The organism is Mesorhizobium sp. P170090 (assembly GCF_057786115.1).
The window spans coordinates 2997525-3011050 of the sequence record NZ_JBYNWH010000001.1; the positions used below are offsets into that span (position 1 = coordinate 2997525).

Here is a 13526-nt window from a genome sequence, read left to right on the forward strand (position 1 = left end):
AATGAACAGTGAACTTCGTACTCTTTATCCAGAGATCGAGGCGTTCGAGTCCGGCATGCTCGATGTCGGCGACGGCCATCATATCTACTGGGAGCGCTCCGGAACCAGGGGCGCCAAGCCGGCCGTTTTCCTGCATGGCGGTCCCGGCGGCGGCTTCTCGCCAAAACATCGGCAATTGTTCGACCCGAAGCTTTACGACGTCATCCTGTTCGACCAGCGCGGCTGCGGGAAATCGACACCCAACGCCTCGCTCGAGGCCAACACCACCTGGCACCTGGTTGCCGACATCGAGCGGCTGCGTGAGATGTGCGGCTTCGAAAAATGGCTGGTGTTCGGCGGCTCGTGGGGCTCGACGCTGGCGCTGGCCTATGCCGAGACGCATCCTAATCGCGTCAGCGAGCTTGTCGTGCGCGGCATCTACACGCTGACCCGCGCCGAACTCGAATGGTACTATCAGTTCGGCGTCTCCGAGATGTTCCCCGACAAATGGGAGCGTTTCCTGGCGCCAATTCCTGAAGCCGAGCGCGGCGACATGATGGCCGCTTACCGCAGGCGGTTGGTCGGCGCCGATGGCAAGGCGCAGCTGGAAGCCGCCCTTGCCTGGAGCCTGTGGGAAGGTGAGACGATCACGCTGCTACCGGAGCCGGAGACCAGCGACAAGTTCGGCGAGGACCACTTCGCCATCGCCTTTGCCCGCATCGAGAACCACTATTTCGTCCACGCCGGCTGGCTGGAGGAGGGGCAGCTTCTGCGCGATGCCCATAAGCTCGCGGATATTCCCGGCACAATCGTCCACGGCCGCTACGACATGCCGTGCCCGGCGCGCTATGCCTGGGCCCTGCACAAGGCCTGGCCGAAGGCGGATTTCCACCTCATCGAAGGCGCCGGCCATTCCTATTCGGAGCCGGGGATTCTGGATCGGCTGATACGCGCGACGGATGGGTTTGCGGGGAAATGACAGCGCGTGGCACCCCCCTCTGTCCTGCCGGACATCTCCCCCTCAAGGGGGGAGATTGGCTGTCATCGGCGCTTTCGCAAATCTTCATCGCTGCAGGAAACGATCCGACGCTAAAGCTGCCGATCTTCCCCCTTGAGGGGGAGATGGCCGGCAGGCCAGAGGGGGGTGCTCGCGCGCCAACAGAACAATGACCAAACAACGCCTCTATCTCTTCGACACAACCCTCCGCGATGGCCAGCAGACGCCGGGCATCGACTTTTCCGTCGAGGACAAGATCGCGATTGCCAAGCTGCTCGATGAGTTCGGCATGGACTATGTCGAAGGCGGCTATCCCGGCGCCAATCCGACCGACACCGCCTTCTTCCAGCAGAAGCGCACGGCGAAGGCAAAGTTCGTCGCCTTCGGCATGACCAAGCGGGCAGGCGTGTCGGCATCCAACGACCCGGGCCTGGCAGCGCTCGTGCAGTCCAAGTCCGACGCCATCTGCTTCGTCGCCAAGAGCTGGGACTATCATGTCCGCGTCGCGCTCGGCTGCACCAATGAGGAAAACCTCGACTCGATCAACGCGTCGGTCGAAGCAGCTGTTGCCGCCGGCAAGGAAGCGATGGTCGATTGCGAGCATTTCTTCGACGGCTTCAAGGCCAATCCGGACTACGCACTGGCTTGCGCCAGGACCGCCTATGATGCCGGCGCGCGCTGGGTGGTGTTGTGCGACACCAATGGTGGCACGCAGCCCTCGGAAGTGCGCGCCATCGTCGACAAGGTCATTGTTTCAGGTATTCCGGGCGGCCATCTCGGCATCCATGCCCATGACGACACCGGCCAGGCGGTGGCCAATTCGCTCGCCGCCGTCGAGGCCGGCGTGCGCCAGATCCAAGGCACGCTGAACGGCATCGGCGAGCGCTGCGGCAACGCCAATCTGGTCTCGATCGTACCGACGCTGGCGCTGAAGCCGGCCTTCGCCGATCGGTTTGAAACCGGCATCTCGGCCGAGGCGCTGACCGGGATATCCCGGCTTTCCCGCGCCTTCGACGAATTGCTGAACCGTGCTCCGGAAGCGCAGGCGCCCTATGTCGGCGCCTCGGCCTTCGCCACCAAGGCCGGCATCCATGCCTCCGCACTGGCCAAGGAGCCGGCGACCTATGAACATGTGCCGCCCGAGGCGGTAGGCAACCGCCGCCGCGTTATGGTTTCGGACCAGGGCGGCAAGGCCAATTTCCTCGCCGAGCTGAAGCGGCGCGGCATCGATGTGCCCAGAGACGACCATCGTCTCGATGCGCTGATCTCGGTGGTCAAGGAGCGCGAGGCCGAGGGCTACGCCTATGAGGGCGCCGATGCCTCCTTCGAGCTGTTGGCGCGCAAAATGCTGCACGGCCTGCCGGAGTTCTTCAACGTCACTTCGTTCCGCTGCATGGTCGAGCGCCGCTTCGATGCCAACGGCCAGTTGAAGACGGTCTCCGAAGCCATCGTCAAGGTGATGGTCGAGGGCGAGGAGAAGATGTCGGTGGCCGAAGGCCACGGCCCGGTCAACGCGCTCGACATCGCGTTGCGCAAGGACCTCGGCAAGTTCCAGAGCGAGATCGCCGACATGGAGCTCGCCGATTTCAAGGTGCGTATCCTCAATGGCGGCACCGAGGCGATCACTCGCGTCCTGATCGAATCGCATGACGGCACCGGCGCACGCTGGTGGACGGTCGGCGTGTCGGAAAACATCATCGACGCCTCCTTCCAGGCGCTGATGGATTCGATCGTCTACAAGCTGATGAAGAACCGCGACATGGCGGGATTGGTGGCGGCGGAGTAGGGTTGCAAGACGTGGGTTTCCTCGCCCCCCGAAGTGGGGCGAGGAACTGGCGCCGCCCCTTGAGCCATCAGCGGAAGTCCATTGATCCATCATAATTTTGCGATGGTTTTGGATGGCCCACTGGGCCATAGCGTTTGCCATGGCCAGCGACACGATCCAGCCCGACGCCGACTCCAAAGCCCGCAGCGGCTTTCTCCTCGCGCTCGGCGCTTATGTGCTATGGGGCCTGTTGCCTTTCTACATGAAGGCGGTTGCGCATCTGCCGCTGATCGAGGTGATCGCCCACCGCATCGTCTGGTCGGTGCCGATTGCTGCTGCAGTGCTGGTCTGGGCCGGCCGCACAGCCGATTTCAAGGCGGCGATCCGCTCGCCGCGCAGCATCGCCATGGCGGCGCTGACGGCGACCCTGATCTCCGTCAACTGGGCCATCTATGTCTGGGCGATCTCGGTCGACCGCACCGTCGAGACCGCGCTCGGATACTACATCAACCCATTAGTTAGCATCGTCGTCGGCGCGTTGTTGCTCGGCGAGAAGCTCGACCGGCTGCAGATCGCGGCCGTGTTGCTGGCGGCGGTCGCAGTTGCCGTTCTGACCGTCGATGCCGGCAAATTGCCTTGGGTGTCGTTGGCGCTGGCGTTTTCCTTCGCTGCCTATGGGTTCTTCCGCAAGACGCTGCCGATCGGCCCGAGCCAGGGCTTTCTGCTCGAAGTGCTTTTGCTGTCGGTCCCGGCGCTTGCCTACATCGTCTTCCTGGTCGTCAACGGCCAGGACCATTTCATCTCCAGCAACGGCACCGATATGGCTTTGCTCATCGGCTGCGGCCCAGTCACCTCGGTGCCGCTGCTTCTGTTCGCCTTCGGCGCCAAGCTTCTGCGCCTCTCCACCATCGGCATCATGCAGTACATCGCACCGACCATGGTGTTCCTGATAGCCGTGCTGATTTTCGACGAGCCGTTCGGCACCACGCAAGCAATTGCCTTCGCGTTGATCTGGGCGGCATTGGCGATGTATTCCTGGTCGATGTTTCGTGGCCGTGAAATCCGCCCGGTGGCGTTGGCCCCGAAGTAGGGAGCCTTTCGATGTACGTGCTGCATATCGCCAACAAGAACTATTCGTCATGGTCGCTGCGGCCATGGGTGCTGATGCGCACCCTCGACATTCCGTTCGAGGAGCAATTGACGCCGTTTCCGACCGGGCCCAGTTTCGATCTCTACCGGGCGTTCTCGCCCAGCGGGCGCGTGCCTTGCCTGGTGGATGACGGCTGGGCTGTCTGGGATTCGCTGGCTATTGCCGAGTATCTCGCCGAGCGCCACCATGGTGTGTGGCCTGCCGAGGCCAAGGCGCGAGCCTGGGCGCGCTCGGCCGCCGCCGAAATGCATTCTGGTTTCACGGCCTTGCGCGGCGCATGCCCGATGAATTGCGGCTTGCGGGTGAAACCGTTGCCGATGTCGGACGCGCTGAAGCAGGATCTGTTCCGTTTGGGCGATCTCTGGAACGATGGCCTTGCCCTGTTCGGCGGGGCGTTCCTTGCCGGCGGCCATTTTACCGCCGTCGACGCCTTCTTTGCTCCGGTGGCGTTCCGTGTGCTATCCTATGGGCTGTCTTTCGAAGGGGCAGCTGCAGCCTATCCCCCGCAATTGCTTGGCCTGCCGGCCATGCAGGAATGGTATGCGGCGGGTCTCGCCGAGACCTGGCGGGAGCCGGACCATGAGGCGGAGGTCGCTGCCGCCGGCACCATCGTCGAGGATCTTCGCGCTACGGCGTGATGGCGCAGCGGGGCCTCTCTCACTAGTCACTATCACATTTTATCAATCACCGACTGCACGCCTTCCGTCGGCGCATCGACCGACGACCCCGCCACCATGATGGCGGCGACGATGGCCTCGGGGTCTTCGACCACCAGCGGCTTGACCCGTTGCGCGGTGTGGATGAAGCCTTCGCTGGCCATATGGTCGAGCAGCGCCAGCATCGGATCCCAGAATCCTTGAACGTTGGCGAAGACGATCGGCTTGCGGTGATGGCCGAGCTGGCCCCAGGTCATGATCTCGACGATTTCCTCGACCGTGCCGATGCCGCCGGGCAGCGCCACAAAGGCGTCGGATTTCTCGAACATCTTGTGCTTGCGCTCGTGCATGTTGTCGGTGATCAGCAACTCGTCGAGCCGGTCAAGCGCGGTTTCGGTCGCCTCCTTGTTGATGAGGAAGCGCGGAATGATGCCCGTTACCTTGCCGCCGGCCTTGAGCGCGCCTTCGGCGACTGCGCCCATAATGCCTTTGGTGCCGCCGCCATAGACCAGCCGCAGGCCGGCTTTGGCGAGCGAGCGGCCAAGCAGGTGCCCGGCCTTGGCATAGATTTCATCGCGGCCCGGAGACGAGCCGCAATAGACGCAGACGGATCGAATCGTGTTCATTCGTGATTGGTGATTGGGTCTGAATGCGGGGTCAAGCCCCAAGGCTGACAAGCCCGGGCTTTTTCTTGTCGGTGCCGGCAAAACACGCTAGACCGGCTTCAGGTGGCTAAGGGGTAGGGGAAATATGGCTGTTAATCCATTGAAGGCGTTTCTGTTCGCGGCCGGTGGGACCGTCGCGGTCGTCGGAACCGCCTATGTATCGGGCGCACTCGACCCGTATCTGAATCCCACGCCGCCTGCGGCGATTGCATCGCTGACGCCGCCGGCTGAAAAGCTGGCCGATCCGGGGACCGAGGGAAGGCTGCCGCCGGCGCCCGCCGCGCCCACCGATGCCAAGGCTCCCGCAGCACCCGCGCCTGCCGACGCAACGGCTCCCGCGACCGAAGCTGCGGCTCCGGCGGCACCTGCCGCGCCCGCTGCTGCCCCAACAACCCCAGCGCCGGCCGCGGCCGGCCCGGTTGCGCCGAGCTTCGACGTCGTGCGCGTCGAAAGCAACGGCTCGATCGTCGTTGCCGGCAATGCTGCGCCCAATTCGAAGATCGAGATCCTCAACGGCTCCTCGGTGCTTGGCTCGACTGTCGCCGGTCCGGACGGCGCCTTCGTCATCGTTCTCGATGATCCGCTGAAGCCCGGCGACTATACGATTGCGTTGCGCGCGACGGCCGGCGATGTGGTTACCCCTTCCGTGCAGACCGCCGTCGTTTCGGTTCCCAAGGACGCCGCCGGCCAGGTGCTGGCGATGGTCGAGGAACCCGGCAAGCCGGCCGAGCTGCTTAGCGTCCCGGCGCCTGAGACCAAGCCCGCGGCACCGGCCGCCGGCGATCAGGCCGCTGCCCCAGCCTCTGAGGCGCCTGCTACGGCTGGGCCTGCCGTGGCCGCTGAGACAGCACCTGCTGCTCCGGCTGTGGAAGCCGCAACTGCCCCTGCAGCGCCAGCAGTACCTGCAGCGCCGCCGGCGGCAGGCGTGGCTGCACCCAAGATCGTCGTCGAGGCGGTCGAGATCGACGGCAACAAGATCTTCGTCGCCGGTCTGGCTGACGCCGGCCGCAAGGTGCGCGCTTATGCCAACGATATCCTGCTTGGTGATGCGGTGACCTCGCCCGACGGTCATTTCCTGGTCGAGGCGACGCGCGACATCCCGGTCGGCAGCTACACCATCCATGTCGACGGTCTCGACGCCGACGGCGTGAAGGTCGTGGCCCGCGCCGCCGTGCCGTTCGAGCGCGAACCCGGCGAAGCGATCGCCGCCGTGGCGCCCGCGGAGGCCAAGCCCACCGAGACCAAGCCCGCCGAAGCAAAGCCTGCTGAGCCGGCCGCACCGGCTGCTGCCGAAGCACCGGCCGCTCCGAAGCCTGCGGCGCCAGCCACTATCGCGGCTGCCCCTGCGAAGCCCGCACCAGCTGCTGCCGCATCCGCACCAGCCGCACCGGCGGCTGAAGCGCCGGCTCCGGCTGCCCCGGCGGTTGCCGGGGCACCTGCGGCACCGGCAGCGCCTGCCGCTGAGGTTCCAGCCGTCGTCGCGGCGGCAACGCCCGATGTGCCAGAGACGGTGGCGCCAAAGCTTGAACATGCCGACGGCGCGGTGATCATCCGCAGGCACGACACGCTGTGGCGGATCTCACGGCGCGTCTACGGTCACGGCGTGCGCTTCTCGACCATCTATCTCGCCAACCAGGACCAGATCAGCGATCCCGACCGCATCTGGCCGGGGCAGGTGTTCAAGGTTCCGGAAAAGTCCAAGGAAGGCGAAGCCGCCGACCTCAAGGCGATGGGCGAGCAGGTGACAACGGCGCCGGTGAAGACGCAGTAGCGGCCGAGCGCTTGATCTCCCCCCTTGAGGGGGAGATGGCCGGCAGGCCAGAGGGGGTCGCCGCGCATAGAACGCCGACCTTCTCTTTGCTGCAAACGACGTTGCGTCAGGACGTACCGACCCCCTCTGTCGCCTTCGGCGACATCTCCCCTCGAGGGGGGAGATTAGGTCGCTCTACCCATCGGGTTAGCTTGCCACGCACCCGTTCATCGTCTATCGCCGATGAACGATGGCAGACTCGCTCGCTGAACCAGACCACGCAAACTGCGCACCGCCCCAAAGCCGCGCCGTTGCCGCTCGCTTCGCCGCACTCTCGCACCCGGCGCGCATCGAGATCCTTAGACATCTGTCGGCCAGCCGCTCCTGCTGCTGCCGTGAGGTTGTCGACCATCTCGACCTCGCGCAGTCGACGGTCTCCCAGCATCTGAAAATCCTGGTCGAAGCAGGCTTGGTCCGCTTCGAGCCCGACCGCCAGCGCTCGCGCTATCAACTCGACCGCGCCGCGCTCGCCGACGTTTCCGCATCGCTGACCGCACTCGTCAATTCCTGCTGCTCCGGCCGCTGATTTCTCACCCAAAAGGCAAGACAAGTGGCAGAAAAAACCGTTTCCGATAGCTCGACCTTCAGCACCTTGCGCAATCTGTGGCCCTATATGTGGCCGGCCGACCGCGCCGATCTCAGGGCACGCGTCACTTGGGCAACGCTGCTTCTGGTCGTTGCCAAGCTGACACTGGTTGCCGGGCCGTACTTCTTCAAATGGGCGACCGATTCTCTGGCCGGTGACGCCAAATCGCCGCCGCCGCTGCCATCCTTCCTGCTGGCGCCGGTGATGCTGGTCGTCGCCTACAATGTCGTGCGGCTGGTGCAGCTTGGCTTCAACCAGCTGCGCGACGCGCTGTTTGCCCGCGTTGGCCAATATGCGGTGCGCCAGCTCGCGTTCCGCACCTTCGTTCACATGCACCAGCTGTCGCTGCGCTTTCACCTCGAGCGCCGCACCGGCGGCCTGTCGCGCATCATCGAGCGCGGCACCAAGGGCATCGAGACGATCGTGCGCTTCATCATGCTGAACACGGCGCCGACCATCCTCGAATTCGCGCTGACCACCGGTATCTTCGCCTACACTTATGGCTGGAAATATGTGGTCGTGGTGGCGGCCACGGTGTGGCTCTACGTCTGGTTCACGGTTCGCGCCAGCGACTGGCGGATCTCGATCCGCCGCGACATGAACGACAGCGACACCGACGCCAACACCAAGGCGATCGACTCCCTGCTCAACTACGAGACGGTCAAATACTTCAACAACGAGGGTATGGAGGCTGAGCGCTTCGACCGTTCGATGGCGCGCTATGAAATGGCGGCGACCAGGATATGGACCTCGCTCGGCTGGCTGAATTTCGGCCAGGGCATCATCTTCGGTCTCGGCACCGTCATCGTCATGTGCATGTCGGCGCTGGAGGTGCAGGCCGGCACGCAGACGGTCGGCGATTTCGTCTTCATCAATGCCATGCTGATGCAGCTTTCGGTGCCGCTCAATTTCATCGGCTTCATCTACCGCGAAATCCGCCAGGGGCTGACCGACATCGAGCAGATGTTCGACCTGCTCGATGTGCCGCAGGAAATCACCGACAAGCCGGATGCCAAGCCGCTCACTGTTAAAGCCGGCAAGGTCGAGTTCCGCGACGTGCACTTCGCCTACGACCCCAGCCGCAAGATTCTGAAGGGCGTCTCCTTCGAGGTTCCGGCCGGCAAGACGGTGGCCATCGTGGCCCGTCCGGCGCCGGCAAGTCGACGATTTCGCGGCTCTTGTTCCGCTTCTACGACGTCCAGGGCGGTCAGGTGCTGATCGACGGCCAGGATGTCCGTGATGTGACGCAGGCGAGCCTGCGCGGCGCCATCGGCATGGTGCCGCAGGACACCGTGCTGTTCAACGACACCATCGCCTACAACATCCGTTACGGCCGCATCGGCGCCAGCGAGGAAGAAATGCAGAAAGCCGCCGAGCTTGCCCAGATCGGCCCGTTCATCGAACGACTGCCCGAAGGCTACCGCTCGATGGTCGGCGAGCGTGGGCTAAAACTGTCGGGCGGCGAAAAGCAGCGCGTGGCGATTGCCCGCACGATTTTGAAGGCGCCGCCGATCCTGATGCTCGACGAGGCGACCTCGGCGCTGGACAGCCACACCGAACAGGAAATCCAGGCCGCCCTCGACCTGGTCAGCAAGGGCCGCACCACCATCGTCATTGCGCATAGGTTGTCGACGGTGATCACCGCCGACGAGATCATCGTGCTCAAGGACGGCGAGATCGCCGAGCGCGGCACCCATGCCGAGCTGATGCAAAAGCATGGCCTCTACGCGTCGATGTGGGACCGCCAGCGCGAAGCGACAGAAGCCGAAGAGAGGCTTCGAGTTGCACGCGAGAGCGATGAGCTGGGTGTGGTTGTGCGCAGGCGGACTTCGGAGGTGAGCTAGCGTCGACGCCTTCCCCTTCTCCCCTTGTGGGAGAAGGTGTCGCCGAAGGCGACGGATGAGGGGTGTTCCAGGGAACGCCAACGCCTCACTCCGCTGGAACACCCCTCAACCGTCTCGGCGCTGTCGCGCCGATCCACCTTCTCCCACAAGGGGAGAAGGAAGAACGCTCGCGATTTTCCCTCTTGACCTCAACCTTGGTTGAGACCGCAAACCCGTTCCTGAGCCACAGAACCCAAGTCGTTCAGGAACGGAGACAATTGAAATGGATCAACTCAATCAACAGCTTACCAGTGAAGCCGTGTTCAGGGTCGACAAATTCGTCGTTCCTGCCGAGGCCCGTGAAGAAATCCTTCGCAAGGTCAGGGCGACTCATGAATTGCTGCGTCTGCAGCAAGGCTTCGTCCAGGATTTCGTGCTCGAGCAATTTTCGGGTCCGGGTGAGTTCAACTTGGTCACCATTGTCGAATGGGAAAACCAGGCGGCCGTCGACAATGTCGTGCCGATCGTCAAGGCGGCCCACGAGCGGGCGGGCTTCAACCCGCAGGAGACCATTGCCCGGCTGGGTGTGAAGGCCGATATCGCCAACTATCAGCGTCTGCCTGAGATGTAGGAGGGCCAGCCCGTGCCAGGTGCTGGCGCCTCGACGCTCAGCACCTGGCCGGTGCGGGCATCGCTGATCATGTTCTCGAAACCACGCCATTGGGCGGCAACGATGAACAGCGTCTTGCCATCCAGGCCGCCGAGCATGCAGGCAAAGCAGCCGCGATCGGCATTGACGGACTGCAAGACCTCACCACCTTCGCGCACCCGCACACAGCGTTTGTTGGGAACATCCGCATACCAGGCAGTTCCTTCGGCATCGAGGCAGACGCCGTCGGGAAAGCCATCGAGATCGGCCCAGACGCAGCGGTTGGAAAGCCCGCCATCCTCCGCGATATCGAAGGCGGTCAGCCGGTTGGCATGCGACTCCGCCACGATCAGTGTCCTGTTGTCCGGCGTCACCGCCATGCCGTTGGCGAAAGCGATGTTCTCGGCCACTTGTCGAACCGAGCCGTCCGGCGTGATCAGCACGATGGTGCCGGGCCCGAAATGCTCGCCCGGTGCAGGCGCCGACCCGCCGCCATTGACATAGATGTTGCCGCGCCCGTCGACGACGATCTCGTTCCACGGGCTGTTTGACAGCGACCGAAGATCGGCATGGGTGGCCAGCGTTCCATCCGCCTCCTGCCGCAGCAACAAGCCATCCCGACCCGAGACGATCAGCAATCGGCCATCCGACAACCAGTCGATCGAATAAGGCAGGATGGCCGGCACGGTGAGCATCACCTGGTTCCCGCCGTCCTCATCCACCGCGACGATCTCTCCGGTTCCCCAGTTGCAGAGCCACAGGCGTCCGTCGTGCCAGCGGGGAGACTCTCCGAAAGCGAGGCCGGTGGCAACAAGACGCGTTTGGTTCTGCATTTGGGGAAACTCCTTGTTGGGAGCGCAATCATGGCAAGGGCCATGATCGGCGCTGTCTCACCAAGGACGGGCGAGGGGGTGGTTCCCCGACAGCGGGTTTACTGTTTTTCGGTCAGGAAGAACGTGCCATCGGCATGGCCGTTGGCGCCGCATGACGGCGGCTCCGTTCTGTCATCCTTGCCGGTGCCGCTCTGCTCGACGACAAGCGCATCGCCATCGCGGCGAAAGGTGAAGACAAAACCGGTTGGGTTGTCGTTGTCGTCGGTGTCGACCAGTCGCAGAGTGTTGCGCTTCTCGACCGTGCCGTCGATCTCGCATGACCCACTTCCCGAGACTGGATTGGAAACGACCTCTTCCGAGATCTCGACCTTGCCTCCGCCAACAGCCTTGATGTCGACGCTACCGCGCACGCTGCTCCATGTGCCGATCAAACCTGCATCGGGGGGCTTGCGTATGCCGGACAGGAAGGTTGCGCGGTCGCGCAGGAATTCGCCGAGATCGAAAGTCTGTTGGTTCTTGGGCGAACTTTCGTTGAAACCGGCGATCTGATCGCGATAGGCGATGAAATCGCTTTGGTCGTCCCGCAGCGCCTTCCCGGCATGAGCATCGAGCCTCTTCAGCAGCGCGGTATAATTCTTCGCGACGTCGGCATCGGCTTGCGCCAGGACCGGATCGGCGCAAATGGCCTTTTCCGCCAAGCTGGCGGCCTTGGCGCAGTCGAAGGATGGCTTGCCTTGCGCAACTGCGTGGTCGCTCGCTGCCACAAGTACGGTCAAAACGGCACCCACGGCTGACGATCGTATGGCAACAAGATACGTTTTGCCTGAATTGGCGCCATGGCAGTCGGCCTTTTCGCCGCGCGTTCAGCCGGCGTTGGCCCGAACTCTGGCGGCAAAGCAGCCGACAGGCAAGCACGTCACCGTTCCTGCCGGCTGCGGACGACGCGGCCTTGCCCAATGTGCGTTGCGGCAGCGGAGCCTTTCCGGTATTGAGGCCGGACCTGAAACAGGGACCGCCCCCATCCCATGAGCCCCATCCGATGAGCCTTGTCGATTCGATCAAGAATGCCTTCGTTCCGATCCATCGCGAGGGCTATCCGTTCATTGCCGCCTTTGGTGCGGGCACGCTGTTCCTCGGCTATTTCTCCTCGGTGCTGTTCTGGATCGGCCTGATCCTGACCGCCTGGTGCGTCTATTTCTTCCGTGACCCCGAGCGTGTCACCCCGGTCGATGACAGGCTGGTGGTCAGTCCCGCCGACGGCGTCATCTCGGCGGTCGGCCCGGCCGTGCCACCGCGCGAGCTCGGCCTCGGCAACACCGAAATGACCCGCATCTCGGTGTTCATGAATGTCTTCTCCTGCCATGTGAACCGTGCTCCCGTGCGCGGCCGCATCACCAAAATCGAGCACCGGCCGGGCAAGTTCCTGAATGCCGAACTCGACAAGGCAAGCTCGGAGAACGAGCGCAACGGGCTGGTCATAGACAGTCCCAACGGCATCGTTGTCGCCGTGCAGATTGCCGGCCTGGTGGCGCGCCGCATCGTCTGCTGGGCCGAGACCGGCGGCTCCATTGCCGTCGGCGAACGCTTTGGCCTGATCCGCTTCGGCTCGCGCGTCGATGTCTTCCTGCCGTCGACCGCGGTGCCGCGCGTCGCCGTCGGCCAGACGGCGGTCGGCGGCGAAACCGTGCTCGCCGAATTCGGCGGCGTCGCCGCAACCCCGCTCGTCAGGATTTCGTAAGCGGTGGGCGCGCCGTTCAAAAAGTTCGAGGCCCATGGCAGCGGCGGCCCGCGCATCCGCGAAATTCCGATGCGCATGGTGCTGCCTAATCTGGTCACCGTGCTTGCCATCTGCGCCGGCCTGTCCGGCATCCGCTTCGGCTTCGAGGGCCGTTTCGAGCCGGCCGTGGTGATGGTGCTGCTCGCCGCCTTCCTGGACGGCATAGACGGGCGCCTGGCGCGCATGTTGAAGGCGACATCCAAATTCGGCGCGCAGATGGATTCGCTGGCCGACATCGTCAATTTCGGCGTCGCGCCGGCACTGGTGCTCTACGCCTTCCTGCTCGACCGCGCCGGCTCCTTCGGCTGGATCGCAGCTCTTCTGTTCACCATCGCCTGTGGCCTGCGGCTGGCGCGCTTCAACGTGCTCGACGAAGACCATGACCGGCCGATCTGGCAGAGCGAATACTTCGTCGGCGTGCCGGCGCCGGCCGGCGCCGTGCTGGTTATGCTGCCGCTCTATCTGTCCTTCCTGCGGCTCGGTCTCGAGCCGGACCGCCTGACGGCATTCGTCGCCACCGGCTTCACTGTGCTGGTCGCTTTCCTGCTGGTCAGCCGGCTGCCGGTCTATTCCGGCAAAAGCCTGAAAGTGCCGGGCGATAAGGTGCTGCCGATCATCCTGGCGGTCGTTCTATACGTCCTGCTGTTGATGACCTATCCCTGGTACACGCTGACCGCCTCTGTCGCAGGCTATCTCATCTTCCTGCCTTTCAGCGTGCGGGCGTATTCGAAGCGCGCCAAGCGCGAGGGCGAAAAAGTGCCGCCGTCGGATATTGGGTAGTTGTTATCTCCCCCCTTGAGGGGGAGATGTCGCCGAAAGCGACAGAGGGGGTCGGT

At 63.9% G+C, this 13526-nt stretch carries 12 protein-coding genes and 1 pseudogene; 10 read left to right on the forward strand and 3 right to left on the reverse strand.

What is annotated here, in order from left to right; all coding sequences use genetic code 11:
* Position 1 precedes the first annotated feature (1 nt).
* The 4 genes from pip to AC3EML_RS14205 all read left to right on the forward strand — a co-directional run bounded on the left by pip (position 2) and on the right by AC3EML_RS14205 (position 4529).
* Positions 2 to 958 carry a prolyl aminopeptidase gene (gene pip / locus AC3EML_RS14190; protein ID WP_023684469.1) on the forward strand — a complete coding sequence of 319 codons (957 nt, stop codon included), beginning with the start codon at positions 2 to 4 and terminating at the stop codon, positions 956 to 958.
* Between the two features lie 187 nt (positions 959 to 1145).
* Positions 1146 to 2762: a citramalate synthase gene (gene cimA, locus AC3EML_RS14195; RefSeq protein ID WP_023684468.1), complete on the forward strand. Its 1617-nt coding sequence runs from the start codon at positions 1146 to 1148 to the stop codon at positions 2760 to 2762.
* A 139-nt stretch (positions 2763 to 2901) separates the two neighbouring features.
* Positions 2902 to 3831 (forward strand): EamA family transporter RarD, encoded by a 930-nt coding sequence (rarD, locus tag AC3EML_RS14200; protein ID WP_352521104.1) that lies wholly within the window; start codon positions 2902 to 2904, stop codon positions 3829 to 3831.
* An 11-nt stretch (positions 3832 to 3842) separates the two neighbouring features.
* Positions 3843 to 4529: a glutathione S-transferase family protein gene (locus AC3EML_RS14205; RefSeq protein ID WP_352521090.1), complete on the forward strand. Its 687-nt coding sequence runs from the start codon at positions 3843 to 3845 to the stop codon at positions 4527 to 4529.
* A gap of 32 nt (positions 4530 to 4561) precedes the next feature.
* On the opposite strand, the gene AC3EML_RS14210 is transcribed toward AC3EML_RS14205, so the two are convergent.
* Complete coding sequence (locus tag AC3EML_RS14210) at positions 4562 to 5173, reverse strand: LOG family protein (protein ID WP_023673582.1); 612 nt, start codon at positions 5171 to 5173, stop codon at positions 4562 to 4564.
* A 124-nt stretch (positions 5174 to 5297) separates the two neighbouring features.
* Between AC3EML_RS14210 and AC3EML_RS14215 the strand changes: the two genes are divergently transcribed.
* From AC3EML_RS14215 to AC3EML_RS14230, 4 genes and pseudogenes are all read left to right on the forward strand, one after another.
* Positions 5298 to 6983 (forward strand): LysM peptidoglycan-binding domain-containing protein, encoded by a 1686-nt coding sequence (locus AC3EML_RS14215; protein WP_352521089.1) that lies wholly within the window; start codon positions 5298 to 5300, stop codon positions 6981 to 6983.
* Positions 6984 to 7212: 229 nt separating this feature from the next.
* The gene (locus AC3EML_RS14220; RefSeq protein ID WP_023672695.1) at positions 7213 to 7548 is read left to right on the forward strand and encodes an ArsR/SmtB family transcription factor; all 336 of its coding nucleotides are present in this window, start codon (positions 7213 to 7215) and stop codon (positions 7546 to 7548) included.
* A 24-nt stretch (positions 7549 to 7572) separates the two neighbouring features.
* Positions 7573 to 9452 (forward strand): annotated as a pseudogene (locus tag AC3EML_RS14225) (ABCB family ABC transporter ATP-binding protein/permease).
* Between the two features lie 262 nt (positions 9453 to 9714).
* The gene (locus tag AC3EML_RS14230) at positions 9715 to 10062 is read left to right on the forward strand and encodes an antibiotic biosynthesis monooxygenase (RefSeq protein WP_352521088.1); all 348 of its coding nucleotides are present in this window, start codon (positions 9715 to 9717) and stop codon (positions 10060 to 10062) included.
* Here the strand turns inward: AC3EML_RS14230 and AC3EML_RS14235 are convergent.
* Positions 10041 to 10913, reverse strand: a complete 873-nt coding sequence (locus tag AC3EML_RS14235) for an SMP-30/gluconolactonase/LRE family protein (protein ID WP_352521087.1) — start codon at positions 10911 to 10913, stop codon at positions 10041 to 10043. The genes AC3EML_RS14230 and AC3EML_RS14235 overlap by 22 nt on opposite strands.
* 98 nt (positions 10914 to 11011) lie before the next feature.
* Positions 11012 to 11689, reverse strand: coding sequence for a lysozyme inhibitor LprI family protein (locus AC3EML_RS14240; RefSeq protein ID WP_352521086.1), 678 nt, complete (start codon positions 11687 to 11689; stop codon positions 11012 to 11014).
* On the opposite strand from AC3EML_RS14240, the gene AC3EML_RS14245 reads away from it, so the two are divergent.
* Entirely contained in the window at positions 11638 to 12651 is a 1014-nt protein-coding gene (locus AC3EML_RS14245; RefSeq protein WP_352521085.1) for a phosphatidylserine decarboxylase, read from the forward strand. The two genes, AC3EML_RS14240 and AC3EML_RS14245, sit on opposite strands and share 52 nt — an antisense overlap.
* Positions 12652 to 12654: 3 nt before the next feature.
* A complete protein-coding gene (gene pssA / locus AC3EML_RS14250) occupies positions 12655 to 13470 on the forward strand; it encodes a CDP-diacylglycerol--serine O-phosphatidyltransferase (RefSeq protein ID WP_023672701.1) in 816 nt (271 codons plus the stop codon).
* Positions 13471 to 13526 lie beyond the last annotated feature (56 nt).